Origin of the sequence: Micromonospora sp. NPDC007230, assembly GCF_042869115.1 — a bacterium.
Classification (GTDB): Bacteria; Actinomycetota; Actinomycetes; order Mycobacteriales; family Micromonosporaceae; genus Micromonospora.
The window spans coordinates 100,928-126,347 of the sequence record NZ_JBIAFE010000020.1; the positions used below are offsets into that span (position 1 = coordinate 100,928).

The 25,420-nt window shown below is 73.5% G+C and carries 24 protein-coding genes and 2 pseudogenes; 12 read left to right on the top strand and 14 right to left on the bottom strand.

Annotation, left to right across the window (positions count from 1 at the left end):
• Positions 1–172: 172 nt before the first annotated feature.
• From ACFYML_RS25595 to ACFYML_RS25615, 5 genes are all read left to right on the top strand, one after another.
• A complete protein-coding gene (locus ACFYML_RS25595; protein ID WP_387423046.1) occupies positions 173–1,153 on the top strand; it encodes a hypothetical protein in 981 nt (326 codons plus the stop codon).
• 127 nt (positions 1,154–1,280) lie between these two features.
• Positions 1,281–1,703: an IS200/IS605 family transposase gene (tnpA, locus tag ACFYML_RS25600; protein ID WP_387423088.1), complete on the top strand. Its 423-nt coding sequence runs from the start codon at positions 1,281–1,283 to the stop codon at positions 1,701–1,703.
• Positions 1,700–2,941 carry an RNA-guided endonuclease InsQ/TnpB family protein gene (locus ACFYML_RS25605; RefSeq protein WP_387423047.1) on the top strand — a complete coding sequence of 414 codons (1,242 nt, stop codon included), beginning with the start codon at positions 1,700–1,702 and terminating at the stop codon, positions 2,939–2,941. The genes tnpA and ACFYML_RS25605 overlap by 4 nt, the downstream gene beginning before the upstream one ends.
• Before the next feature lie 53 nt (positions 2,942–2,994).
• A complete protein-coding gene (locus tag ACFYML_RS25610; RefSeq protein ID WP_387423048.1) occupies positions 2,995–3,474 on the top strand; it encodes a hypothetical protein in 480 nt (159 codons plus the stop codon).
• A gap of 88 nt (positions 3,475–3,562) precedes the next feature.
• Positions 3,563–3,829, top strand: coding sequence for a hypothetical protein (locus tag ACFYML_RS25615; protein ID WP_387423049.1), 267 nt, complete (start codon positions 3,563–3,565; stop codon positions 3,827–3,829).
• 7 nt (positions 3,830–3,836) lie between these two features.
• Here ACFYML_RS25615 and murD read toward each other — a convergent pair whose 3' ends face one another.
• A complete protein-coding gene (murD, locus tag ACFYML_RS25620; RefSeq protein WP_387423050.1) occupies positions 3,837–5,183 on the bottom strand; it encodes a UDP-N-acetylmuramoyl-L-alanine--D-glutamate ligase in 1,347 nt (448 codons plus the stop codon).
• An 89-nt stretch (positions 5,184–5,272) separates the two neighbouring features.
• Here murD and ACFYML_RS25625 point away from each other — a divergent pair, with 89 nt between their 5' ends.
• The gene (locus ACFYML_RS25625; RefSeq protein WP_387423051.1) at positions 5,273–6,622 is read left to right on the top strand and encodes a hypothetical protein; all 1,350 of its coding nucleotides are present in this window, start codon (positions 5,273–5,275) and stop codon (positions 6,620–6,622) included.
• Positions 6,623–6,748: 126 nt separating this feature from the next.
• On the opposite strand, the pseudogene ACFYML_RS25630 reads toward ACFYML_RS25625, so the two are convergent.
• The 4 genes and pseudogenes from ACFYML_RS25630 to ACFYML_RS25645 all read right to left on the bottom strand — a co-directional run.
• A pseudogene (locus ACFYML_RS25630) lies at positions 6,749–7,186 on the bottom strand (PucR family transcriptional regulator); the annotation flags it as partial.
• Positions 7,187–7,335: 149 nt separating this feature from the next.
• Positions 7,336–8,734: pseudogene (locus tag ACFYML_RS25635) on the bottom strand (PucR family transcriptional regulator ligand-binding domain-containing protein); the annotation flags it as partial.
• A 141-nt stretch (positions 8,735–8,875) separates the two neighbouring features.
• Complete coding sequence (locus ACFYML_RS25640) at positions 8,876–9,745, bottom strand: TrmH family RNA methyltransferase (protein WP_387423052.1); 870 nt, start codon at positions 9,743–9,745, stop codon at positions 8,876–8,878.
• A gap of 37 nt (positions 9,746–9,782) precedes the next feature.
• Positions 9,783–10,340: a dihydrofolate reductase family protein gene (locus ACFYML_RS25645; protein ID WP_387423053.1), complete on the bottom strand. Its 558-nt coding sequence runs from the start codon at positions 10,338–10,340 to the stop codon at positions 9,783–9,785.
• Between the two features lie 127 nt (positions 10,341–10,467).
• Between ACFYML_RS25645 and ACFYML_RS25650 the strand changes: the two genes are divergently transcribed.
• Together ACFYML_RS25650 and ACFYML_RS25655 are read left to right on the top strand one after the other, a co-directional pair.
• Entirely contained in the window at positions 10,468–11,070 is a 603-nt protein-coding gene (locus ACFYML_RS25650) for a dTMP kinase (RefSeq protein WP_387423054.1), read from the top strand.
• Between the two features lie 18 nt (positions 11,071–11,088).
• Positions 11,089–11,514: a GNAT family N-acetyltransferase gene (locus ACFYML_RS25655; RefSeq protein WP_387423055.1), complete on the top strand. Its 426-nt coding sequence runs from the start codon at positions 11,089–11,091 to the stop codon at positions 11,512–11,514.
• 55 nt (positions 11,515–11,569) lie between these two features.
• Here ACFYML_RS25655 and ACFYML_RS25660 read toward each other — a convergent pair whose 3' ends face one another.
• The 4 genes from ACFYML_RS25660 to ACFYML_RS25675 form a co-directional block, all read right to left on the bottom strand.
• Positions 11,570–13,768 (bottom strand): transglycosylase domain-containing protein, encoded by a 2,199-nt coding sequence (locus ACFYML_RS25660; protein WP_387423056.1) that lies wholly within the window; start codon positions 13,766–13,768, stop codon positions 11,570–11,572.
• Between the two features lie 173 nt (positions 13,769–13,941).
• Positions 13,942–14,790 (bottom strand): hypothetical protein, encoded by an 849-nt coding sequence (locus ACFYML_RS25665; protein ID WP_387423057.1) that lies wholly within the window; start codon positions 14,788–14,790, stop codon positions 13,942–13,944.
• A 151-nt stretch (positions 14,791–14,941) separates the two neighbouring features.
• A complete protein-coding gene (locus tag ACFYML_RS25670; RefSeq protein ID WP_387423058.1) occupies positions 14,942–16,048 on the bottom strand; it encodes an SPFH domain-containing protein in 1,107 nt (368 codons plus the stop codon).
• A gap of 5 nt (positions 16,049–16,053) precedes the next feature.
• Positions 16,054–16,527: an NfeD family protein gene (locus ACFYML_RS25675; protein ID WP_387423059.1), complete on the bottom strand. Its 474-nt coding sequence runs from the start codon at positions 16,525–16,527 to the stop codon at positions 16,054–16,056.
• A gap of 89 nt (positions 16,528–16,616) precedes the next feature.
• Between ACFYML_RS25675 and ACFYML_RS25680 the strand changes: the two genes are divergently transcribed.
• A complete protein-coding gene (locus tag ACFYML_RS25680) occupies positions 16,617–17,930 on the top strand; it encodes a serine hydrolase domain-containing protein (protein WP_387423060.1) in 1,314 nt (437 codons plus the stop codon).
• Between the two features lie 151 nt (positions 17,931–18,081).
• Here the strand turns inward: ACFYML_RS25680 and ACFYML_RS25685 are convergent, their stop codons facing one another.
• Positions 18,082–18,894: a DUF3097 domain-containing protein gene (locus ACFYML_RS25685; RefSeq protein ID WP_387423061.1), complete on the bottom strand. Its 813-nt coding sequence runs from the start codon at positions 18,892–18,894 to the stop codon at positions 18,082–18,084.
• 171 nt (positions 18,895–19,065) lie between these two features.
• Between ACFYML_RS25685 and ACFYML_RS25690 the strand changes: the two genes are divergently transcribed.
• Positions 19,066–19,860, top strand: coding sequence for a hypothetical protein (locus tag ACFYML_RS25690; protein ID WP_357441970.1), 795 nt, complete (start codon positions 19,066–19,068; stop codon positions 19,858–19,860).
• A gap of 33 nt (positions 19,861–19,893) precedes the next feature.
• Here the strand turns inward: ACFYML_RS25690 and ACFYML_RS25695 are convergent, their stop codons facing one another.
• From ACFYML_RS25695 to fabG, 4 genes are all read right to left on the bottom strand, one after another.
• Positions 19,894–20,673, bottom strand: a complete 780-nt coding sequence (locus tag ACFYML_RS25695) for an HAD-IIA family hydrolase (RefSeq protein WP_357441971.1) — start codon at positions 20,671–20,673, stop codon at positions 19,894–19,896.
• Positions 20,674–20,707: 34 nt separating this feature from the next.
• Complete coding sequence (locus tag ACFYML_RS25700) at positions 20,708–21,739, bottom strand: ferrochelatase (protein WP_387423062.1); 1,032 nt, start codon at positions 21,737–21,739, stop codon at positions 20,708–20,710.
• Positions 21,740–21,852: 113 nt separating this feature from the next.
• On the bottom strand, positions 21,853–22,620 hold the full coding sequence (gene fabI / locus ACFYML_RS25705) for an enoyl-ACP reductase FabI (protein ID WP_387423063.1): 768 nt from the start codon (positions 22,618–22,620) through the stop codon (positions 21,853–21,855).
• 20 nt (positions 22,621–22,640) lie between these two features.
• Positions 22,641–23,345, bottom strand: coding sequence for a 3-oxoacyl-ACP reductase FabG (gene fabG, locus ACFYML_RS25710; RefSeq protein WP_387423064.1), 705 nt, complete (start codon positions 23,343–23,345; stop codon positions 22,641–22,643).
• A gap of 156 nt (positions 23,346–23,501) precedes the next feature.
• Between fabG and ACFYML_RS25715 the strand changes: the two genes are divergently transcribed.
• Complete coding sequence (locus ACFYML_RS25715; RefSeq protein ID WP_387423065.1) at positions 23,502–24,731, top strand: sensor histidine kinase; 1,230 nt, start codon at positions 23,502–23,504, stop codon at positions 24,729–24,731.
• Positions 24,728–25,390, top strand: a complete 663-nt coding sequence (locus ACFYML_RS25720) for a response regulator (protein WP_387423066.1) — start codon at positions 24,728–24,730, stop codon at positions 25,388–25,390. The genes ACFYML_RS25715 and ACFYML_RS25720 overlap by 4 nt, the downstream gene beginning before the upstream one ends.
• Positions 25,391–25,420 lie beyond the last annotated feature (30 nt).

Sequence of the window (25,420 nt, forward strand, 5' to 3'; positions counted from 1 at the left end):
CTCGCACGCTCTCACCACCCGGTGAGGGGGACAACTGTCACTGTGTAGCGCAGCGAGCCCGCCCGCCTGACACCGCGTCAACCGTCCCGCTGCGGTTCCCGGGCAATTCTCCGGGTAGTCACGATCCACAACGGCCGGTGTCCGCGTACCGACGGGCGGTAGCATCCGCCGGGTGCGGACGACGGAGGTGGCGCTGCCGGCCGGCGCGGCGGGAACGACCGACGGGGAACTCGGGGCAGGGGTACAGGCCTGGGTGGACTCGCCGCCGCTGCGCGCCCTGGTGGGGCACTTCGGCGGTGACTGGCCGGCCGGGGACCTGCCGGCCGTGCTGGCCGGCCTGGACGACTTCTCCGGCCGGCACTGGGACTTCCGGCAGGGCCGGGAACGGCCCGAGGCCCGGGAGCCCGCCTTCGACCCGGCCACCGCCCGGCTGGTGCTCGACGCCGCGGCGGCGCTGGGCCTGGTCCGGCCCGTCCCGCCGGCCCTGCCCCGCTACGCCCACCTGCTGGTGCTCGGCGGGCTGGCGCACGCCTGCCTGCGGCGCACCGCGTACGCCGCGCACCTGGCACGGACGGTCGCCGGGATCTCCGGCGAGGTGGCGGCGCTGGGCAGTTGCCGGGCGCTCTCCCCGGCCGAGTCGCGGACGCTCTCCAATGCCGGGATCACCGGCTGCGTGACCGAGGTGGACGCCCTCGACGCGGGCGTACGCGCCGCGTTCGGGGTGACCACGCCGAGCGAGGAGGCCGGCGAGGAGGCGGACCAGCCGCACCGGGCCTGGTCCTCGCGCACCTACCGCCCGGCCGGGCTGCCCCCGGTGCGGGTGCTCGCCGCCCCGTCGAGCGAGCCGGACCGGCGCCGGGCGCACACCGCCGACACCCAGCGGTTCTGGGCGGAACACGTCCGGCTGCGGGCCGGTGACCCGGTGCTCATGGTGACCGCGCCGATCTACGTGCCGTTCCAGCACTGCGACGCGCTGCGCACCCTCGCCGTGCCGTACCGGTGCGGGATCGACACGGTCGGGGTGGACCCGGCGCTGGCCGCGGTGGCCGGGCTGCCGGAGCCCACGCTCACCCCGGGCCGGTACCTGCAGGAGATCCGGTCGGCGATCCGGTCGATGCGCGCCCTGCACGCCGCCCTGCCGGCCCGCCCCTGACCGCGAGGCGGCACCCGACCGATGTTTCCGGCTACCGATTTGGGGCGAGAGGGCTGCCGCCTTTAGGTGGCAGGTGAATCGCTGCCCTGACGTCGCTCTGTTAGTTGTGCGCCGCGTGTATACTCGGATTGTGGCCGAATTTCAGACGAACCGCGGGGCGGCATACAGCCTCGGATACCACGTGGTGTGGTGCCCGAAGTACCGCCGCCCCGTGCTCGTCGGCCCGGTCAGCGAACGACTGCGGGACTTGATCGGACAGAAGTGCGACGAGCACGGCTGGCTGATCGTGGCGCTGGAGGTCATGCCCGACCACGTCCACCTGTTTGTCCGCGCGGACCCGACAGCCTCCCCGTCGTATGTCGCGAACCAGATCAAGGGCTTCACCTCGCGGGTGTTGCGCGATGAGTTCCCGCACCTGCGCCGCCGACTACCGACCCTGTGGTCCCGGTCGTACTTCGTGTCGTCGGTCGGCAACGTGTCCGCCGCAACCATTCAGAAGTACATCGAAACCCAGTGGGAACGGCCGTGGAGGAAGGGGGGCACGTCGTGAAGGTCAGCCGCGGATACGTGCGTCGCCTCACCCTCACCCGGGAGCAGGCCGCCGCCCTGGACGTGCAAGGCCACGCCGCCCGCGCCATGTGGAACCTGCTCCACGAGTGGTGGACGTGGGGCGGCCGGCGTCGGCGCCCGACGCTGAAGCAGGCCGACGAGGCGATCCGGCAAGCCCGTAAGGACATCCCGTGGCTTGCCGACCTCCCCGCGCAGGCCGCGCAGCAGGTGTTGAAGACCTACATGGGCGCGTGGAAGAACTTCTTCGAGGGGCGCGCTCGGCCGCCGGAGTTCAAGAGTCGGGTCCGGTCACGGATGGCTGTTGATGTGCCGCAGGGCCGCGACCTTGACGTCAGGCGGCTGTCCCGCCATGTCGGGCGGGTTCGCATCCCCAAGGTCGGCGTGGTGCGGTTCCGTTGGTCCGGACCGATCCCTGGCGTCGGCCGTGAGTCGGGCCGGGTGTCCGGAGCCCGCCTGGTCACCGACGCGCTCGGCTGGCACGTCGTGTTCCGCACCGAACAGGAGCGCCCCGACCCGACGCCCCACCCCGGCCCTGCGGTCGGCATTGACCGGGGTGTCCACGTTCCGCTTGCCCTGTCCGACGGCAACGACCAGCGCCACGGCCCGTGGCTGCGGCCGAAGGAAGCCGAGCGGCTACTGCGGCTGGAGCGTAAGGCCGCCCGGCAGAATCGGGCACGCAAGCCGTTTGAGCGCACGTCGAACCGGCTGCACCGCACGTACGACCAGATCGCAGGGTTGCGCGCGAGAGCCAAGCGCCGCCGCTACGACTGGCAACACAAAACCACCACGAAGATCGCCGACGAGTACGGCCTGGTGGTGACGGAAAAGCTCCGCCTGGCCAACATGATCTACTCGGCGAAGGGGACCGTCGAAGCCCCCGGCAAGAACGTTCGGCAGAAGTCCGGCCTGAACCGGGTCATGCTCGACGAGGCGCACGGCCGGACTGTCGATCTGCTGGAGTACAAGCTCGCCGAGCGGGGTGGGCGCCTGCTGCCAGTTCCGGCAGCAGGCACGTCGCAGACCTGCTCGCGGTGCGGGCACCGCGACCCGGCGTCCCGCTCCGGCATCAAGTTCTCGTGCACGTCGTGCGGTTGGGTCGGTCACGCCGACACCAACGCGGCACTGAACATCCTCAACGCGGCCGGGCTTGGCCGTGTACGGACGTGGAGCCCCGCACCTGTGGGCTGCGAAGCGTCAACCACCCGGCGTGCCGCATGAACGCCGCCAGGAACCTGCCCTCTTCAGGGGGCAGAGGAAGTCAAAGTCCACCCGTGTCCGCCGCGGAGATCACCCGCTTCCTGACCGCGCTGCACCGCATCCACGACCGGCTCGGCGCGGCGATGGAAGACGTCCACCAGGTGCGAACCGCTGGGGAAGGCGGCGAAATGAGCCCCTGCTTCGACATCGAGGACACGGACGCCGGCGTGCGCGTCGGCAGCCGGTACGTCCTCCGCAGCGTCGCCTCGCTCGGCGACCAGTGGGACTTCGACGCGCGGGACGACGTGTCCGAGATGACGGTGTCGGCGGCGGTGCTGATTGGGTCGGCCCACTGCGAGGCGTCGGTAGCGGTCACCGCGACGATGCGGGACCCGGCGCTGTCCCCGTACCCCCTCGGGCACCATGTGCTGCACGAGGCCCGGCGGGTCTGCGCGGACGGCGGGGCGGCGATCGACGCCCTCACCGCCCTGGTGGACGACCTGGCCTCCCCCGTGACGTTCCTCCAGCGGCTGGGGCTGGTGGTGCAGCGGTGACCGGACCGACTACCGGACCACGGACGGGTACCACCGCCGTGCCGCCGTCGAACGCCACACGCTGCTCCGCAGCGACGTCGGGATCACCGTGTCCGATCCGGACGGGGACACCTCGGAGGTCCGCGTCGAGGCCGTCGTACGGCCGTACCCGACCGGCTTCGAGGTCTCGGTGGAGCTGCTGCTCGGGGCCGGCGAGCAGTCGACCACCGGCTGGTCGGCAGGCCTGCACCTGCTGCATGGGGAACGACGCCACTGCGCGGACGTGCCCGAGGCGCTGACCAGCCTGGCGGCCTTCGTCGACCGGCTCTGCGCCATCGAGGACCCGCTGGCGTCGGTGCGCTGGACCCGTCGCTGATCCGGCGTCAGCGGGCGGTGTCGGCGACCGCCTGCGCGAAGACCTCGGAGCGGTGCTCGAAGTTGCGGAACTGCCCGTAGCTCGGCGCGGCCGGGGAGAGCAGCACCACCCCGCCGGCCGGGGTGAGCTTGCGGGACAGTCCCACCGCGGCGACCAGGTCCTCGGCGAGCTCGGTCCGCACCGCCGGCAGCCCGGCGAGCGCCTCGACGATCCGGGGGCCACTGTCGGGGATGCCGATGACGGTGATCTCCCGCTCGGCCAGGTGGTCGCGCAGCGGGGTGTAGTCGAGGCCCCGGTCCGTCCCGCCGACGATCACGGTGAGCGGCCGCCCCTCGTACGCGTCGATCGCGTGCATGGCCGCGTACGGGCTGGTGGCCAGGGTGTCGTCGACGAAGGTGAGGCCGGACGGGTCGGGGATCTCGGTGAGCCGGTGGGCCAGTCCCTGGAACTCGGCGACCGCCACCGCGAGGGTGTCCTTGGCGGCCACCACGTCCACGCCGAGCGCGTCCAGCACGGCGAGGGCGACGCAGAGGTTGCCCTCGTTGTGCCGGCCGACCAGCGGCAGCACCGCGCGCGGGAAGAGCGGCTGGTCCCGCAGGTGGAACCAGGGGGCGCCGTCCGGACCGGCGGCGACGTGGGCGGCGTCGGGCAGCCCGGCCCGCACCGCGGCCCGGTCCCCCAGCTCCAGCGCGAGCCGCGGGTCCGCGCCGTTGACCACCACGGCGTGCGGGCCGTGCGCGAGCAGGTTCAGCTTGTCCCGGTAGTACTCCCGCTCGCCGCCGTGCGCGTCGAGGTGCTCGGGGAACAGCGCGGTGACCACGGCCACCCGGGGGGAGTCGGTCAGGTCGGCGCACTGGTAGCTGGACAGCTCCAGCACGTACAGCTCGGCCTCGGGCAGGTCGAGCAGCGGCACGCCGATGTTGCCGCCGAAGACGTTGGGCCGGCCCGCCGCGGTGAGCAGGTGGCTGATCAGGCTGGACGTGGTGCTCTTGCCCTTGCTGCCGGTGACCCCCACCGTCCGGTCGGCGTGGTCGGCCATCCAGAGCGCGCTGCCCTGGGTGATCGGGACGTCCCGGTGCCGTAGCTCGACCAGCCACGGGTGGGTGTTCGGCACGCCGGGCGAGCGGACCACCACGTCGGCCGCGACCAGCCGCTCGAAGCCCGCCTCCCCGGTGACCAGCGGCGCGGCCTCCGCCAGCGCCCCCTCCCAGGGCAGAGTGAGGAAGTTCGCACTGTCGTCGACCACGACCAGCTCGGCCGGGCCGTGCGCGGCGATAGCGGTCACCGCGGCCCGGCCCTCCCGGCCGGCTCCCCAGACGGCGACATGACGTCCGCGCAGATCAGACAGGCGCACAGGCTCTCCTCGTGGGTCGCGACGGCGGTCGGCGGGCGCGGTCCGCCGCAGCCGGACACGGCCGGACGAACCAGGGCCTAGTATGGCGTGTGCCCAACGAGCAGCTCCGGCGGATGGACGCCTTCACCTTCCCGTCCTACTCGATCGACTTCGCCACCGGCGAGGCGTTGTTCGACTACGCTCTCACCGGCCCGGAGGGCGAGCAGCGGTTCACCGAGGTGATCACCTTCCCGCTGCCGGCCGAGCCGGTGTCGGACGAGACCGCGGCCACCGTCAACCGGGTCCTGGACCTGCTGCACATCGTCGCCGGGGTCAGCTACTACAAGGCCGCCGCACCGCACCGGCTGGTGCTGCCGGCGCCGCTGGGTACGGCGGCCGTCGAGCTGGTCACCGCCGTCTACACCAGGGGCCTCGCCGAGTACGCGTACCGCAACCAGCTCCCGCACGTGCTGGAGCTGCGCCCGGAGGTGCCGGCCGGCGAGGTCACCCCACCTCGGGTGTACGACGACTCGGACCGGCGCCCGCTCTGCGCGGTCGGCGGCGGCAAGGACTCCATCGTCAGCGTGGAGGCGCTGCGCCGGGCCGGCTTCGACCCGGTGCCCTTCTCGGTCAACCCCAACCACGTCATCGTCTCGGTCAACGAGGCGTCCGATCTGGTGCCGCTGGCCGCCCGGCGGCGGATCGACCCGGTGCTGTTCGACCTCAACGCGGCCGGCGCGCGCAACGGGCACATCCCGGTCACCGCGATCAACTCGCTGATCGCGGTCGCCACCGCCGTGCTGCACGGCCTCGGCCCGGTGGTGATGTCCAACGAGCGCTCGGCGTCCGACCCGAACCTGGTCTGGCAGGGGCACGAGATCAACCACCAGTGGTCCAAGGGCGTCGAGGCGGAGGGGTTGCTGCGGGCGGCCCTCGCCGAGTACGCCGGGCTCACCGAGCCGTACTTCTCGCTGCTGCGGTCGTTGTCGGAGCTGCACATCGCCCGGCTCTTCGCCGAGATCGACCGGTACGACGCCGTGGTGACCAGCTGCAACGCGGCGTTCAAGCTGCGCGACGCGAGCGAACGCTGGTGCCGGAACTGCCCGAAGTGCCGGTTCGTCTTCCTGGCCATGGCGCCGTTCATGCCCCGGGAGCGGCTCACGAAGATCTTCGGCGGCGACCTGCTCGCCGACGAGGCGCAGATCCCCGGCTACCGCGAGCTGCTCGGCGTGGACGGGCACAAGCCGTTCGAGTGCGTCGGCGAGGTCGAGGAGTCGGTGGTGGCGCTCAGCCTGCTCGCCGAGCAGGACCAGTGGCGCGACGCCCCGGTGGTGCGGGCCCTGGTGGCGGCGGTGCCCGACACCGCCTGGTCGACCGCGGCCACCTCGGACGTCTTCACCCCGGCCGGCCCCACCTTCGTCCCCCCCGCCTACGCCAAGGCCCTGACCACCCTCACCTGACCACCCACCCACCTGACCCCAACCTCACCCGCGCGCCGCCCGTCGGCGTTGATCATGAGGTTGGCTGACGATTCGTCCGATCCGCCGCCGCCAACCTCATGATCAACGCCCTCCGGTGGGCAGGGGTTAGGGGGTGCGGACGGCGTCCAGGGCCAGCAGGGCGACGTGGAGGGAGAGGCACGCCTCGACCGAGTCGAGGTCGACGTCGAGGATCCGGCCGATCCGGGCCAGCCGCTCGTAGAACGCCGGCCGGGACAGGTGCGCCGCGGCGGCCGCCGCCGACTTGTTCCGGCCCTGTTCCAGGTACGCCCGCAGGGTGCCGAGCAACTGCTCCCGGGGATGCCGGGCGTCGTACGCCAGCAGCGCGCCGAGTTCCCGTTCCACGAAGGTCTGCAGGCGCGGCTCGTCCCGCAGCAGGTGCAGCAGGCCGGCCAGGCCGACGTGCGGCAGCCGGAAGATCGGCAGGTCCCGCCGGTCGCGCCGGGCCGCGTCGGCGATCTGCCGCCCCTCGACCAGCGAGCGTCCCGCCTCCCGCAGGCTGGCCACGCCCGACCCGGCGGCGATGATCACGGGTGCCGGACCGGCCATCCGCGGTGGGACCGGGGTCGAACGGGGCGAGCCGTCGCTACCGCGGGGCGCGCCGACGGCGACGGCACGGGCAGCCGCGTCCACCGGGCGCGGGGCGGGCCGGGGGCCCGGCGGGCGGGCCGGGGTGGCGTCGAGGCGTACCCGGCGGAGCGCGGCGGCGAACGCGGCGAGCGCCTTCTCCTCGGCGGCCGGGTCGGCGAGGGCGAGCAGCACGCCCACCGCCTGGTCGTCGACGGCGCTGGTCAGGGCGGTGAGCTTGGCCTCCCGGAGGGCCTGGCCGACCGACTCGGCGAGGTCGCGCAGCCGGGCCAGGCCGGCGTCCGGGCCCGGCTCTCCGACCTCGGCCGCGTCGTCGGCCCGGTACCGCACCACGACGCCGACCAGGTGGCGGCGGTCCAGCGTCACGCCGAGCGCCTTGGCCCGCAGCGCGACCTCGTCGACCGGACGGGAGTGGTCGATCAACGCGGTGAGCAGGGTCCGGTGGATCTGCCGTTCCAGCCCCTCGGCGTCACGCCGGATCAGCCGGCCGAGGGCGAGCGTGGAGGCGGCCCGCTCGACGAGGATGGTGAGCCGGGTGGGCGGGGTCCCCGGCCCGACCGGGGCGACGTCCCGGCCCGGCGGTGCGGGCCACCCCGCCACCGGTGCGGCAGCGGACCCGGGGATCACGTCGGCGAGCGCCGGGTCCGTCCCGGGCGCGTCCTCGCGCTGCGGGCCGTCCGGCTGCCCGGCGTCGGTCCCGTCGACCGGCGGCCCGTCGTCGGTCGCCACCAGCCGGTCGGGGCCGCCGGTGGTCAGCTCGCCGCCGGCCGGCCAGCGCAGCAGCAGCCGCCCCCAGTCCTCGCCCCGGGCCCCCACGGTGGTGACCAGCCACCCGCTGTCCGGGTCGTACGCGGTCCGCCCGGCGGGACGGATCCGCCGCGAGTGCTGCTCCCAGCCGTCGAGCAGCAGCTCGGCACTCTCCCCCGCCGGGTCGTACGCGAGCACCCGCCGGGAGAGGTTCTCCAGCACCACCGGGCACCCGGACAGCTCGGCGGCCTGCCGCACCACCTCTTCCGGGCCGGCGCCCTCCACCGAGAGTTCGGTGAACCGCTGATGTATCTCCTCGGTGGCCCGCAGCTCGGTGAGCTGGGCGTCCACGATCAACGCGTGCACCGCCTCGGTGATCCGGACGAACGGGGTGGCCCGGCGCAGCTCGACCAGGGGCAGCCCACGCCGCTCGGCGGCGGCCGCCATCACCCGGGGCACCCCGCTGATGTAGCGGCGACCGAGCTCGACCACGAGCCCGGAGACCCCGACGTCGGCCAGATCACCGATGAACGCGCGCAGCCCCGCGTCGTCCGCGGGCAGCCCGATGCCGGTGGTGAGCACGAGTTCCCCACCACCGAGCAGGGTGGCGATGTCCGGCACCTCGGCCACGTGCACCCAGCGGACCGGCCGGTCCAGGCCCGCGTCGCCCGCGACCAGGCGCGGGGCGCCGTGGCGTACCGGCACCAGCGCGAGGACTTCACGGACGGTAGGGAACACGGGCGACACGCTACCCTGCGTCACCGCCGATCTCGACTACCAGTTGTCTGCTCGGCCGCCGGCCGTGTCGCGGGCGCCCAGGGCGACCATGACCAGCCGAAAAGGGCAGGTTGCCCGGGGGCGGCACCCGCCGGCCCCGGGTCACAGCGGGTCATCACGGCCCAGTTCCCAGCAGGCCACCGCGGTGGCTGCGGCGACGTTGAGCGAGTCCACCCCGCGCCGCATCGGGATCACCACCCGCACGTCGCTGGCGGCCATGGCGGCTCGGGTCAGCCCGGCGCCCTCGGCGCCCATCAGCAACGCCGCCCGGGCCCGCTGGCCGGCGTCCAGCCGCTGGATCGGCACCGCGTCCGGCGCGGGCGTCATCGCCAGCACCGTGAAACCCGCCGACCGGACCTGGGCGAGGCCGTCCGGCCAGGGCTCCAGCTTCGCGTACGGGATGGCGAAGACCTCACCCATGCTGACCCGGACGCTGCGCCGGTAGAGCGGGTCGGCGCAGGTCGGGGAGAGCAGCACGGCGTCCACGCCGAGCGCGGCCACGGCCCGGAAGATCGCCCCGAGGTTGGTGTGGTTGTTGACGTCCTCCAGGATCACCACCCGGCGGGCGTCGGCCAGCACCTCGGCGGCGGCGGGCAGCGGCTTGCGGTGGAACGAGGCGAGCACCCCCCGGTGCACGTGGAAGCCGGTGGCGCGCTGCAGCACCTCCGGGGTGGCCGCGTAGACGGGGGTGTCGCCGGTGTCGAGGTCGGCGAGCTGGTCGACCCGCTTGGCGTCGACCAGGTACGACCGGGCCGGGTAGCCGGCCCGTAACGCCCGCCGCAGCACCAGCTCCCCCTCGGCGATGAACAGGCCGTGCGGGGGCTCCCAGCGCGTCCGCAGCTCCACGTCGGTCAGCGCGCGGTAGTCGGCGATCCGGTCGTCGTCGGGGTCGGTGATCTCGTGGACGGGCACCGGACGATTGTGCCTGGCCGGCGCGCGGGCCCCGGGTACCGGGCAGCTGCCGCCGGCCATCCTCGGGTGGTGGGCGGCCCGGACCGCCCCACCCACCTCACGCCCGCACGTAGCGCAGCAGCACCGACCGGCCGTCGAAGCCCCGGGTCTCCACCAGCCGCAGGTCGAGCCGGTCCTTGTCGGGGAAGACCGGGGTGCCGCCGCCGAGCACCACCGGGTGCACGACCACCTGGTACTCGTCGATGAGGCCCAGGCCGGTCAGCGCTGCCGCGGCACCGGATCCGCCGGTGAGCAGCAGGTCCTTGCCGGGTTGGGCCTTCAGCTCGGCGACCTCGGTGGCGAGGTCACGACCGATCACCCGCGCGTCGTACTCGGCGCTCTCCAGGCTCCGCGAGATGACGATCTTCGGGGTACGCCGCCAGATCGGGGCGAACCGCAGGTTGTGCGGATCCTGGGAAATCTGCTCCGCGCGCGGCCAGTACCAGGACATCAACCCCCACACCTTGCGGCCGTAGAGGAAGGCGTCGGCCCCGTCGCACAGCTCGATGGAGTACGCCGAGAGCTCCGGCCCCATGGTCGGCCAGTCGAATTCGCCGTTCGGGCCCTCGATGAAGCCGTCGACGGACTGGTGCACCCAGTAGACGAGCTTGCGCATGGTGTCCTCCTGCTCGGTGGCGCCCGGCGGGCGCGCTCACCGATGGGTCGGAGCCGCCGGACGGGATCCGACACCCCGCGCGGACTTTTCCGACCGAAGTTGCGCCCGGCGGCTACCGTGCCGACCCGTGGCCCGTTCCGTGATGATCGCCCTGGTCGGGGTCGACGGCTCCGGCAAGAGCACCCAGGCCCGAGCGCTCGCCCGCCGGCTGACCGCCGAAGGCGTGCCGGCGGCCTACTTCGAGAACGCGGGCGGGCGGCCGCTGTGGAACCGGCTCGCCCGGGCGCTGGGCCGCCCGGACGGGGTGGCGCTGTTCGGCCGTACCCTCTATCCGGCGCTGGAGGCGGCGGTCCGCGCCGTCGCGATGGCCCGCACGGTGCTGGTCAGCCGGCTGACCGGCCGGACGGCGGTGCTGGACCGGTGGACCTGGTGCCAGTACGTGATCATGGCGGCCCGCGGCGACCGGGGGCGGCGGGCGGTCCGGGCGGTCTACCGGATCTTTCCGCGACCGACGGTGGTCTGCTTCCTGGCGACCGCGCCGGAGGTCGCCCAGCGGCGGGTCCTGGCCCGTGGCATCGACACCGAGGAGCTGGGCCACCTGCGCGCGCTGGACGCCGCCTACCGGGCACTGCCCGAGTTCCGGTCGTTCGTGGTGGTCGACGGCGACGGCGACCCGGACCAGGTCGCGGCGGCGTTGGACCGGATGGTGTCGCCCCTGCTCCGGTGCTGACCGGGCTAAATTCCGAAGGTGGAATACCACCTGGTCGACCGGCTGCCCACGGTCGAGGAGTTCGTCGCCGTCACCACCGCCGTCGGCTGGACCGAGGCGTACGACCCGGCGGCCATCCCGGCCTCGCTGGCCGCCTCGCTGCACGGGGTGGTGGCGGTCGAGGGCGACCGGGTGATCGGGATCGGTCGGCTGATCGGCGACGGCGCGATCTACTACTACCTGCAGGACCTCGCCGTGGTGCCGGAACGCCAGCGGCGCGGGGTGGGCGCGGCGATCCTCGACCGGTTGGAGGAGTGGATCGCCGGTCGGGCCTCGTCGCGCACCTTCGTCGGCCTGTTCGCCACCGGGGAGTCGGTCAGCCTCTATCGCCGCTTCGGCTACGCCGTCCACGACGAGATGACCGGCATGTTCCGCGTCGGCCCCGCCTTGCGGGCTGAGCGGTAAGGAGGGGCTCCCGGCCAGCGCCTCCGGCAGAGAGCCGGGGCCCCGTCGTGACCACTCAGCCGCGGCCGCGGCCCTGGAGCCAGCGCAGGAGGTCCTGCGGGATGCCCTGGTCCTGCTGCTGTCGCTGCTGCGGGCTCGGCTGTGGAAGGGGGCGCTGCGGGTCGCCGGCCAGTTCCTGGCTCGGCGCGGTGAAGTCCAACACCTGCTTGCCGTTCACCGCGGTCCGGATCACCCGGGCGACCGCGTCGATCACCTTCGCCTGGACCGCCGAACCGACCAGGTCGGTCGAGTCGTCTGGGTTGGCCGCGATGCCCGCGACGGCCACCTGCGGGGTGAACCCGACGAAGGTCTCGGTGGCGTTCTGCTCGGAGCTACCGGTCTTGCCGGCGACCGGCCGGCCGACGATCCCGTCCACCGAGGTGGCGGTGCCGCCGTTGCACTGCCCGTACGCGGATTGCTGGCCGACCGGGCAGCGGGCCGCGTCGGTGGCCGCCCGGGCGATGTCGGTGTCCAGGACCTTCCGGCAGGACGGCTGGCCGACGTCGACCTTCTCGCCGTTGGCCGCGGTCACCGAGACGACCGGCAGCGGGGAGCAGTACGTCCCCTCGGCGGCCACGGTGGCGTAGGCGTTGGCCAGGTCGAGCGGGGTGGTGGCGGCGACGCCCAGGGTGAACGCGCCCCAGTTGGCCGCGTTGTCCCTGGCGAAGGCGGCGTCGGACGCGGCCCGGAAGGTGATGCCCAGCCGCTGCGCCATCTCCACCACCTTGTCCTCGCCGACCTGCTCGGCCAGCCAGACGAAGTACGTGTTCACGGAGCGGCCGAAGCCGTCCCACATCATCCGGTAGCCGTCCATCCACTGCGGGTTGGCGTTGGCCGGGCACCACTTGCCGGCGCAGTTGCCCTCCGCGTCCGAGGCGTAGCGGGTGGGCAGCTTGGCCGGCGCGTCGAAGCCGGTGGCGAGCGGCTTGCCGGCCTCCAGCGCGGCGAGCATGGTGAACAGCTTGAACGTCGACCCGGCCTGGTAGCCGTCGACGCTGGCGCCGCCGGAGATCAGCGGGTTGACGGTGTTCGGGTGGTTGGCCTGCCCGGCCGGGTTGTCGGCCAGGCTGTAGTGCCGGTTGACCGCCATGGCGAGCACCCGACCGGTGCCGGGCTCGACCGCCGCGATCGGCAGGGCGCGCTTGTTGTCGTACCCGTAGACCTTGGTGGCCTGCTGCTGCGCGGTCGCCTGGATCTTCGGGTCGAGCGTGGTGATGACGGTGTAGCCGCCGCGACGCAGCGCCTGCTCGCGCTCCTTGACGGTGTTGCCGAAGGCCGGCTGGGTCAACCACCACTGGCGCAGGTAGTCGCAGAAGAAGCCCCAGTCGTCGTGGCCCTGGGCGACCGCGGTGCAGCCGTTGGGCTGGGCGGTCGGGTGCAGGGCGAGCGGCTCCGCCTTGGCCGCGGCAGCCTGCTGCGCGGTGATCGCGTGGGTCGCCACCATCGAGTCGAGCACGTACGCCCGGCGCTGGAGCGCCTTGTCCTTGTTCCCGTCGATCGGGCTGTACTCGTCGGGCGACTGGACCAAGCCGGCGAGCAGGGCCGCCTCGCCCAAGGTCAGGTCGACGGGCGCCTTGCCGAAGTAGCGCTGGCTGGCCGCGGCGACGCCGTACGCGCCGGAGCCGAAGTAGGCGATGTTGAGGTAGCGGTTGAGGATCTCGTCCTTGCTGAGGGTCTTCTCCAGCGCCGACGCGTACCGGATCTCCTGGATCTTGCGCCCGACGGTCTGCTCGGTGGCCGCCTGCCGCTCCTCGGCGGTGCGGGTGGGGTCGGTCTTGAGCACGTTGCGGACGTACTGCATGGTCAGCGTGGAGCCGCCCTGCTCGGTGCCGCCGCCCTTCACGTTGGCGACCAGGGCGCGGACCATGCCGCGCAGATCGGCGCCGCCGTGCTGATAGAAGCGGCGGTCCTCGGCGGCCACGATCGCCTGGCGCATCACCGGAGCGATCTCCGCCAGCGGCACGTCCGTCCGGTTGACGTCGTAGAACGTGGTGATCAGCGTCTTGCCGTCGTTGGCGTAGAGGTAGGAGCGCTGCGGCTGCGCGGGGGTACGCAGCGCGTCGGGCAGCTGCGCGTATGCGCCCAGCACCGACTTGGTGACCATCCCGCCGAGCAGGTTGCCGGGCAGGGCGGCGACCGCGAGGACGAGCCCGGCGAGGACGCCGGCGAGGAGCACGGTGAACAGGCGCGACAGCGGCGACCGGGGAGACGGCATGGCCACCAGGATTGCCGCAAACACCGCTATCCGACCACCCCGCCAGGCAACTGTCAGTTACCTCACGGCGACCTCCCAGCCACCCCCGGTCGCGTTGATCATGAGGTTGCCGGCGATGTCGATCTCCCTGGCCGCCGCCAACCTCATGATCGGCGGCGGGTGGGCCGGGGCGGTCAGGTGGGGAGGGGACCTTCGGGGGTGGTGGGGGTGGTGGGGTGGGTTGGGTTTGTGGGGGCGGCCACGACGCTGGCGGCGACGGCGTCGCGGGCGATGGCGGCGGGCACCAGGCGCCCGGAGCGGTAGCCGATACCGATCCCGGAGACCAGCACGAAGATCGCGCCGAACGTCTGCAACGAGCCGATCAACGCGCCGGCCAGGCCGAGCAGCGGGGCGGCGATCATCAGCATGATCCCGTCGCCGTAGGAGAACATTCCGGACCGGGCGACCGACCAGCCGGTCAGGAACCAGCCCAGGCTGTAGCAGGTGGCGCCGAACAGGACGAGGGTGCGTGCCGTGGTGCCGAAGACGGGCGCCTCCTGGGCCATCCCGGCGAAGGGCAGCATCAGCACTGTGCCGGCGATGCTCACCAGCAGCCCGGCCGCGGCGATCCGCCGGCACCGGGTGGCGGCGAGCAGGCCGGTGAGCGCCAGCAGCGCGAGCAGCCCCAGCCAGACCGCGGCCACCCAGCCGACCAGGTAGAGCGGATTGCCGTCGGCCGGGTACGGGTCGTTGCCCACCCCGCCGTCGCTGGCCATCGCCACCAGGCCGTAGAGGATCGCGTACGCGGGCAGCAGCCAGACCGCCGCGCGGGCGAACCGGCGTACCGACCAGGCCCAGCTCGCGTTGGTGGCGGGGGCGGCCGGGCCCGGCTCGGAGACGAACGGCAGCACCCCGAACCCGCCCCCGGTACGCCGGCTGCCGAGCGGTCCGGCGGGATCGTGCGCGCCGGGGAACTGGTCCTTGGAGAACAGTTCCTTGGAGAAGAGGTCCTTGGAGAACAGCCTGTTCGCCGGATCCTTCATGCCTCACCTCGTTCCGCCCGCGGGCGGCGCGGAACGCGTACGGCGCCCCGGTTCCTGGTCACCACCCGTCCTCAGACCGATCGTGGCAGGCACCGGGGCGCCGTATGAGGCTTTCTCGCTTTTGCCGTCCGGGCTCGGACAGCGGTCCGGCTCAGCCCCGTTCGCGCTGGTCCGAGGGGTCGTTGAGCAGGCTCTCCGGGGAGACCGGCTCGGGGGCCGGCAGCCCCTGCGGGCCCTTGCCACCGGTGGCCTGCGCCTCGGCGACGCGTACCTCGTCGTGGATCTCCTGCGCGGCGGTGGCAGCGGCCTGCGCGGCCTCGGCGGCCTCCCGCTCCACGTCGCCGGCGCCCCGGCTGGCCTCCGGCGACGGCACGTCGCCGACCATGTTGGCCAGGCCGCCCAGCGCGCCGCCCATCCCCTCCAGCGCCTTGGTCAGCTCGGCCGGGACGATCCAGACCTTGTTGGCCGAACCGTTGGCGATCTGCGGCAGCGCCTGCAGGTACTGGTAGGCGAGCACCTTCTGGCTCGGGTTGGCCTGGTGGATCGCGTCGAAGACGGTACGGATCGCCTTGGCCTGGCCCTCCGCCTGGAGGATCCGGGCCTGCCGGTCACCGTCGGCGCGCAGCACCGCGGCCTGCTTCTCACCCTCGGCGGTGAGGATCTGCGACTGCTTGAGACCCTCGGCGTTGAGGATCGCGGCGCGGCGGTCCCGCTCGGCACGCATCTGCTTCTCCATCGAGTCACGGATGCTCGGCGGCGGCTCGATCGCCTTGATCTCGACCCGGGTGACCTTGATGCCCCACCGGCCGGTGGTCTCGTCGAGCACGCCGGACAGGTGCCGGTTGATCTCCTCCCGGCTGGTCAGCGCCCGCTCCAGGTCCAGCGAACCGATCACGTTGCGCAGCGTGGTGACGGTGAGCTGCTCGATGGCCTGGAGGAAGTTCGAGATCTCGTAGGTGGCGCGGACCGAGTCGACCACCTTGAAGTAGAGCACGGTGTCGATCGAGACGACGAGGTTGTCCGAGGTGATCACCGGCTGCGGCGGGAAGCTGACCACCTGCTCCCGCATGTCGACCTTGGTACGCACGGCGTCGATGTACGGCACCAGCAGGTTCAGGCCCGGGTTCAAGGTCCGCTTGTACCTGCCCAGGCGTTCCACCACGTCCTGGCGCTGCTGCGGCACGATGCGCACCGCCTTGACCAACGTGACCACGACGATCACGGCAACCGCGATCAACACGATCGCTGCAAACTCCATACCGCTCACCTTTTCGCTTCGGGCAGCCCGCCCGGGGTGGAAATGTCGTCCTGCCAGACCAGGGCGATGGCGCCCCGGACCTTTATCACCTGCACCCGCTCACCAGCGGCGTAGCTACGCGTCGCGTCGTACGCCCGGGCGCTCCACAGCTCACCGTCGATCTTGACGAGACCCCGCTCGGCGTCCACCGGCTCCAGCACCAGCGCCGTGGCACCCTCGAGCGCCTCGACGCCGAACGACTGCCCGCCGCTCTCCACCGAGGGGCGGGCGTGCCGCCGGATCACCGGCCGGACCACCGCCACGCAGAGCGCGGAGACCACGGCGAAGACCAGCGCCTGGACCGCGACCGGGGCACCGAGCGCGGCAGCCCCGGCGGCGGCGAACGCCCCGGCCGCGAACATGATCAGGAACAGCGTCGTCGTGAAAATCTCGGCGACCGCCAGCAACACACCCAACACGATCCACAACACGGCGTCCACCCCACGATCGTGACACGTCCACGCACGCGGCAGCGACCCGAGATGATCTCCTAAGCTCGCTACGGCACGAGCACGACGAGGAGGACGACATGGCCCTGCTGCCGGAGACCGCCCGACAGGTGGACGCGCTGGTCGCGCGGGCCCAGGCGGAGGGGCGCGGACCGTCGCTCGCCCTCGGGGTGATCCGGGACGGCGCGCTCGCCCACCTCGCGGTCGCCGGCGAGCACCCCCGACCGGACGAGGACCTGCAGTACCGAATCGGCTCGATCAGCAAGACCATGACGGCCGTGCTGGTCATGCAGCAGCGCGACGCCGGCCGGCTGGCCCTGGACGACCCGCTGGAGCGGCACCTGCCCGGCACCCCGGTGGGCGCGCTCACCCTGCGCCAGCTGCTCGGGCACGCCAGTGGCCTGCAGCGCGAGCCGGACGGGCAGTGGTGGGAGCGGACCGCGGGCGTCGACCTGGCCACCCTGCTCGCCGGGCTGACCCCGGAGAAGATCGCCCACCCGCCGCACCGCGTCTACCACTACTCCAACCTGGCGTACGGGCTGCTCGGTGGGGTGCTGGAACGGATCACCGGGACCCCCTGGGCCGAGTTGCTCCGCGAGCGGATCCTCGAACCGCTGGGGATGCGGCGCACCACGTACCACCCGACCGAGCCGTACGCCCGGGGCTACGTGGTCCACCCCTGGCACGACACGCTGCGCGAGGAGCCCCGCACCGACACCGGCGCGATGGCCCCGGCCGGCCAGCTCTGGTCGACGGTGGCGGACCTGGGCCGGTGGGCGGCGTTCCTGGCCGACCCGGCCCCGGACGTGCTCGCGCCGGACACGCTCACCGAGATGTGCGCGCCCGTGGTGATCAGCGACCTGGACTCGTGGACCGGCGGCCACGGTCTCGGCCTGGAGCTCTACCGGGTCGGCGACCGGGTGTACGTGGGGCACGGCGGCTCGATGCCCGGGTACGTCGCCGGCCTCGCGGTGCACCGGCCCGGCCGGACCGCCGTCGTCGACTTCGCCAACGCGTACGGCCTCAGCCGGGGCCACCACGTCGTCGGCCTGGCCCGCGAGGTGCTCACCCTGGTGCTGGACGCCGAGCCGGCCCCGCCCGCCCCGTGGCGGCCGGCCGCGGCGCCCGCGGCGGGCCTGGCCGAGCTGACCGGCCGCTGGTGGTGGATGGGCCTCGAGTACGAACTGCGCCCCGACCCGGCCGGCGACCTGCTGGCCGGCCCGGTCGGGCGGCCGATCCTCCGGTTCACCCCGGAGGGCCCGGACCGCTGGCGGGGCCGCTCCGGTCCGCAGGACGGCGAGATCCTCACCGTGATCCGCGACGAGGCCGGCCGCCCGGTCGCCCTCGACCTCGCCACCTTCGTCTTCACCCGCACTCCCGACCAGCAACCCTGACCCACGACCCACCCCGCAGGCCACCCGCCGACTATCGGCACCGAACCGCGCAGCCGGCCCACGACGGGGCCGGGGCCACCGTGACCGGCGGAGGGATCAAGCCTGACCGCCCAAAGCCGGTCACGGTGGCCCCGGCCCTCAAGCGCAACCACTACGAAGGCTCGGTGACGAAATCGATCAACCGCTCCATCGCGTTGATCAACGGCGTCTCCACGTCCGCGAAGCTGTCCACCCGGGACAGGATGTGCCGCCACATGTCCGCCGGCTCGGCCACCCCGAGGGCCGCACAGACCCCCTCCTTCCAGGGCCGTCCCGGCGGCACTACCGGCCAGGCCGGGATGCCCAGCGCCGCGGGCTTCACCGCCTGCCACACGTCCACGTACGGGTGGCCGGTGACCAGCACGTGCGGCGAGGTCACCGCCGCCACGATCCGGCTCTCCTTGGAGCCCGGCACGAGGTGGTCGACGAGCACGCCGAGCCGGCGGCCCGGGCCGGGGTCGAAGGCGCGTACCTCGGCGGCCAGGGCGTCGATGCCGTCCAGGGGCTCCACCACCACGCCCTCGATCCGCAGGTCGTCGCCCCAGATCCGCTCGACCAGCGCCGCGTCGTGCACGCCCTCGACCCAGATCCGGCTGGCCTTGGCGACCTGCGCCCGCACGTTGTCGAGCGCGATCGAGCCGGAGGCGGTCCGCCGCCGGGCGGCGGGCACCGGGGCGCGTACCGGGCGGCGCAGGGTGACGGGCTGGCCGTCGAGCAGGAACGCGGCCGGGAGCAGCGGGAAGTTGCGTCGCCGGCCGTGCCGGTCCTCCAGCACCACCGCGCCGGACTCGAAGCCGACGACCGCGCCGCAGAACCCCGAGTCGGCGTCCTCGACGACCAGGTCCGGTTCGGCGTCCACCTCCGGGGTGACCTTCCGCCGCCGCCAGTCCCCCGCCAGCACGTCCTCGCCGTATCGCCCCGCCATGTCGATCACGCTAATCGGCGGCCCGGCGTGTCGCCCGCCGACGCGCCGCCACGGCCGCTGGTCGACGGCCGGCGCCGGCCAAGAACCGGGCGAAGCGGGCAGTTGGGGGCAGGTCACGCCGCCGGAGCGGCAGCCGAGACAGGGGCGGCGGGGAACACGTACCCTTTCGGCATGTCCTCCCCCGCAACGGGCGCGGCCACCCTGGCTCCGCGCCGGTCGAGCCGGTTCGTTGCCTGGGTACGCGCCTGGCGGGCCGGCCTGGTGCCGTTCGACGAGGTCGCCGAGGCGATCGCCGGAGACGAGGAGCACCTGGTCGCCGACGCCCCCGGCACCTGGACCGACGTGTCCCTGCGGGAGGCACTGCCCAGCCTGGCGAAGCTCTCCCCGGACGAGATCCGCCTGGTGCTGCCCGCCCCGGGCGACCCGCGCGGGCTGCCCGGCCCGGGCGACTTCGCCGGCGCGGCGCTGCTCGCCGGCGAGGCGGTGGTGGCCAGCGGGCTCGGGCTGGTCCCGGAGGTACGCAGCCACACCTCCGGTTCCGGGATGACCTGGGAGACGGTGCTGTGGCGGGTGTACCCGCTGCCGGCGGACGCGCCGAAGGCGTCCCTCGCGGTGCCCGGCGCGGCCGAGGCCGAGGCCGAGCTGGCGGTCGCGCTCGCCGAGACGACCGCCGCGCTCACCCGGCTGGACGTGGCCCAGTGGCGGCCCGAGCTCGCCGGCGCCCTCGCGGCGCTGCGCCGCCCCGACGGTACGACCGACCTGCCCCCCGGGTTCGACCCGCGGGCCCGCCGGCTGTTCGCCCGCGCCGCGGTGCTGGACCGGGTGCTGGCCCTGGCCGGGGAGAGCGCCCCGGGCGGAGCGGTCAACACCTACGAGGCGCAGCAGCGGGACGCCGCGCTGCGCCCGCTGACCACCGCCTGCCGCCAGGCCCTGGTGGCCGCCTGCAACGCCCCGTTGCGTCCCTGACCGCAGGCCGGATGCCCGGCGGCCCTCCGCCGTCTAGACCTCGTCGATCAGGTCGGCGATCGAGTCGACGATCCGGGACGGCCGGTACGGGTAGCGTTCCGCCTCGGCCCGGGAGCTGATCCCGGTGAGCACCAGGATCGTCTCCAGCCCCGCCTCCAGGCCGCAGAGGACGTCGGTGTCCATCCGGTCGCCGATCATCGCGGTGCTCTCCGAGTGCGCGTCGATGGTGTTCAACGCCGAGCGCATCATCATCGGGTTGGGCTTGCCCACGAAGTACGGCTCCACCCCGGTCGCCTTGGAGATCATCGCGGCCACCGAGCCGGCGGCCGGCAGCGCGCCCTCGACCGACGGGCCGGTCGCGTCCGGGTTGGTGCAGATGAACCGGGCCCCGTCGTTGATCAGCCGGATCGCCTTGGTGATCGCCTCGAAGCTGTAGGTGCGGGTCTCCCCGAGCACCACGTAGTCCGGGGCGAAGTCGCTGAGCACGTAGCCCACCGCGTGCAGGGCCGTGGTCAGCCCGGCCTCGCCGATCACGTACGCGGTGCCGCCCGGGCGCTGGTCGGCCAGGAACTGGGCGGTGGCCAGGGCGGACGACCAGATCGCCTCCTCCGGCACGTCGAGCCCCATCCGGGCCAGCCGGGCCTGCAGGTCCCGTGGGGTGTAGATCGAGTTGTTGGTCAGCACCAGGAACGGCTTGCCGGAGGCACGCAGCTTCTTGATGAACTCGGGCGCACCGGGCACCGGCTGGCCCTCGTGCACCAGCACGCCGTCCATGTCGGTGAGCCAGCTCTGCACCGGCTTGCGGTCATGCATGTGTCGTCCCAGGGGTGTCGGAGGTTGGTCGGGCTCAGGGGCGGCGGGCCGGGGGCACGCAGCACAACGCCGGGCAGGTGTCCCACATCGGCAGCTCGCCGAGGCGGCGGACGAGCCGTTCACCCTCCGGGGCGGTCCGTTCCAGCACCAGCTCGCGGACCATCGCCACGAAGCGCGGGTCGGTGCCCGGGGTGCCGGCCCGGACGAAGTCCAGGCCGAGCTGCTTGGCCGTCTCCAGCGCCTCGGTGTCCAGGTCCCAGACCACCTCCAGGTGGTCGGAGACGAACCCGATCGGGCTGACCACCACGCCGGTCACGCCCTGCTCGGCGAGGGCGGCCAGGTGGTCGTTGATGTCCGGCTCCAGCCACGGCACCTGGGGCGGCCCGGAGCGGCTCTGCCAGACCAGGTCGTACGGCAGGTCCGGCGCCGCGGCGGCGTGCACCAGCCGGGCGGTCTCCGCGAGTTGGGCGGTGTACCGGCCGCCGTGCGGGCCGGCGGTGGCGGCCGCCGAGACCGGGATGGAGTGCGCGGTGAACACCACCCGGGTGCTGTCCCGCTTGGCCGGGTCGAGCTGCGCCAGCGCCGCCCGCACCGCGTCGGCGTGCGGCTCGACGAAGCCGGGGTGGTCCCAGAACTGGCGCAGCTTCTCGATCAGCGGGGCGTCCGGGCCGACTGCGGCCCGGGCCGCGGCGATGTCCTCCTGGTACTGCCGGCACGAGGAGTAGCCGCCGTACGCGCTGGTGACGAAGGCGAGGGCCCGCTGCACGCCGTCGTCGCGCATCCGCGCCACGGTGTCGGCGAGCATCGGGTCCCAGTTGCGGTTGCCCCAGTAGACCGGCAGGTCGACGCCGCTGGCGGCGAAGTCCGCGCGGATCGCCGCGAGCAGGTCCCGGCACTGCTGGTTGATCGGGGAGACCCCGCCGAAGTGCAGGTAGTGCTCGGCGACCTCGGCGAGCCGCTCCGGCGGCACGCCCCGCCCCCGGGTGACGTTCTGCAGGAAGGGCAGCACGTCCTCGGGCCGCTCGGGGCCGCCGAAGGAGACCAGCACCAACGCGTCGTACGCCATGGGCTCATTCTCTCCCGCCCAGGATGACGGGGATGCGACGCCCCCGGGGTGCGGATGTGGAGAGGGGCCCCTTGCTGCGCCGGAGGCGTCAGCAAGGGGCCCCTCTCGGCGGCTCAGGAGCCGATCGCGTGGTAGCCGCCGTCGACGTGGACGATCTCGCCGGTGGTGGCCGGGAACCAGTCCGACAGCAGCGCCAGGCAGGCCCGGGCGGCCGGCTCCTGGTCGGTGAGGTTCCAGCCCAGCGGCGCGCGCTCGGCCCAGGCGTCCTCGAACTGCTCGAAGCCGGGGATGGACTTGGCGGCGATGGTGCGCAGCGGGCCGGCTGCGACCAGGTTGCTGCGGATGCCCCGGTTGCCCAGGTGCAGCGCCAGGTAGCGGGAGGCGGACTCGAGCCCGGCCTTGGCCACGCCCATCCAGTCGTACACCGGCCAGGCCTTGGTGGCGTCGAAGGTGAGGCCGACCACCGCGCCGCCCGCCGACATCAGCGGCAGCGCCGCCATGGCGAGGGACTTGTACGAGTAGGTCGAGACGTGCACCGCGGTGGCCACGTCCTCCCACGGCGCGTCGAGGAAACCACCGCCGAGGCAGCTCTGCGGGGCGAAGCCGATCGAGTGCACCACCCCGTCCAGGCCGTCGACGTGCTCGCGCACCTGGTCCGCGAGGCCGGCCAGGTGCTCGGCGTTGGTCACGTCCAGCTCGATCACCGGGGCCGGTTCGGGCAGCCGCTTGGCGATCCGCTCGACCAGGGAGAGCCGGCCGTAGCCGGTGAGCACGACCTGGGCGCCGTTCTCCTGGGCGAGCTTCGCCACCGAGAAGGCGATCGAGGCGTCGGTGATGACGCCGGTGACCAGCAGCCGCTTACCGGCCAGAAGTCCGGACATTGATTTCCTCCGTGCTCTGCTCAGTGACCCATGCCCAGGCCGCCGTCGATTGGGATGACGGCGCCGGAGATGTACCCGGCCGCGTCCGAGGCGAGCCAGGTGACCACGCCGGCGACCTCGTCCGGCTCGGCGAAGCGGCCGGCCGGGATGGCCTTGCGGTACTCGGTGCGCCGCTCCTCGGGCAGCGCCGCGGTCATGTCGGTGTCGATGAAGCCGGGCGCCACCACGTTCGCGGTGATGTTGCGGCTGCCCAGCTCGCGGGTGATCGAGCGGGCCACGCCGACCAGGCCGGCCTTGCTGGCCGCGTAGTTGACCTGCCCGACACCGCCGTACAGGCCGACCACGGAGGAGATGAAGATCATCCGGCCCCACTTGGCCCGGAGCATCTTCGTCGAGGCCCGCTTGGCGCAGCGGAACGCACCGGTCAGGTTGGTGTCGAGCACCCGGGTGAACTGCTCCTCGGACATCCGCATGATCAGCGTGTCGTCGGTGATCCCGGCGTTGGCGACCAGCACCTCGACCGGACCGAGCTCGGCCTCGACGGCGGCGAATGCGGCGTCCACCGACTCGGCGTCGGTGACGTCGCACTTCACGCCGAACAGGCCCGCCGGGGCGTCCCCGCTGCGGTGGGTCACCGCCACCCGGTCGCCCTGCTTGGCGAAGGCCTGCGCGATAGCCAGGCCGATCCCCCGGTTTCCGCCGGTCACCAGCACGGTACGGGCCACCGTTCCCCCTCTGCTCAACTGATCTCTCAACCGCTGGCGAGCCTAGGGGTTACCGGCAGGTAAGCGCTAACGCGGCCAGGTCACACCGGGGTACGACGCGGCGGCTCACCCCCTGGTGGGACGACGGTGACCGGGGCTGCCCGTACGCTGCCGCTGATGGAGAAGCACCCTGTCCGGGCCGCCTGGCAGGCGCTGCGGCGGACCGTCGCGGGACCGGACTTCCCGCCCGCCCGGCCGCCGCTGGAGCGCTGGCCCCGGCTGTCCCGGTACGCGCGCCCCGTCGGCCTGCTCGCGGTGGTGGTCCTGTTCGCCGCCACGCTGGCCGAGGAGACCGGCCGGCACCTGCCCGGGGTGGTGGCGATCCTGTTCGCGGGGCTGACCGTCGCCCCGCTGCTCGCGTTGCCCCGGCGTCCGCTGTTCGCCTGGCGGCTCACCATCGTGGCGCTGCTCACCTGCACGTTCAACGCGCCGCCGGGCCAGGCCTGGCCGTGGAACCCGGTCCTGGTGCTCGGGTCGCTGCTCGTGCTGGCGGTGGTGGCGGCCCGGGTCGACCGGCCGGTGCTGCTCTGGGTCGGCGTAATCACGATGGTGCCGGTGGTTACGCTGGTCGGCTCCAACAACTGGGCTGGCGTACTGCTGCTGGTCCTGACCCTGCTGGTGCTCGGCCACCTCGTCCGCGGCAACCGGCTGTCCCGCCGAGCCCTCGCCGCGCAGACCGAGCTCAGCGAACGGGAGCAGGAGCGCCGGGCGGTGCTGGAGGAGCGCACCAGGATCGCCCGCGAGCTGCACGACGTGGTGGCCCACCACATGTCGATGATCGCCGTGCAGGCGGAGACCGCGCCCTACCGCCTCGGCGACCTGCCGGAGCCGGCCCGGGCCGAGTTCGCCGCCGTCGCCGGGTCGGCCCGGGAGGCGCTCACCGACATGCGCCGGCTGCTGGGGGTGCTGCGCAGCGAGGCGGCGGGCCCGGAGACCACGCCCCAGCCTGACCTGGCGGACCTGCCGGCCATGGTGGAGGCCGCCCGGCGGGCCGGCCTCGCGGTCACCCTGGACGCCCCCGCGCCGGCCGCCGGGACGCCCACGCCGGTCGGGCTGGCCGCGTACCGCATCGTGCAGGAGGGGCTGGCGAACGCCGCCCGGCACGCGGCCGGCGCCGCGGTGCGGGTCACCGTCCGCCCCGGTCCCCGCGCCCTGGCGGTACGCGTCGAGAACACCGCCGGCACGGGCGCGCCGACCCGGGTCGAGCGGGGCGCCGGGCACGGGCTGACCGGGATGCGGGAACGGGCCCTCGCGCTGGGCGGTACGTTCGCCGCCGGACCGGTCGACGGCGGCGGCTACGCCGTGGCCGCGGAGCTGCCCTACGACGGGGAGGACGGTGCCGGATGATCCGGGTGCTGATCGCGGACGACCAGGCGATGGTCCGGCAGGGCTTCGGCGCGCTGCTGGCCGCCCAGCCGGACCTGCTCGTCGTCGGCGACGCCGCGGACGGCGCGGCGGCCGTCGAGGCGTCCCGCCGGCTCGACCCGGACGTGGTGCTGATGGACGTGCGGATGCCGGTGCTGGACGGGCTCGCCGCCACCCGCCAACTCCTCGGCGACCGCCGGACCGATCGCCCCCGGGTGCTCATCCTGACCACCTTCGACCTGGACGACTACGTCTACGAGGCGCTGCGCGCCGGGGCGAGCGGCTTCCTGCTCAAGGACGCCCCCGCCGCCGACCTGGTGCACGCCGTCCGGGTGGTGGCGGCCGGCGACGCGCTGCTCGCCCCGTCGGTGACCCGCCGGCTGATCGCCGACTTCGCCGCCCGCCCCGGCCGGCGCCGGCCCCGCCCCACCGACCTGGCCGCGCTGACCCCCCGGGAGACCGACGTGCTCCGGCTGATCGCCCGGGGCCGCTCCAACACGGAGATCGCCGCGGACCTGGTGGTCGCCGAGCAGACCGTGAAGACCCACGTCGGGCGGATCCTGGCGAAGCTCCAGCTCCGCGACCGCGCCCAGGCCGTGGTCCTCGCCTACGAGACGGGTCTGGTGGCCGCCGGCGAATAGCTCCCGGGTAGCACGCCGGGAACCAGCCCA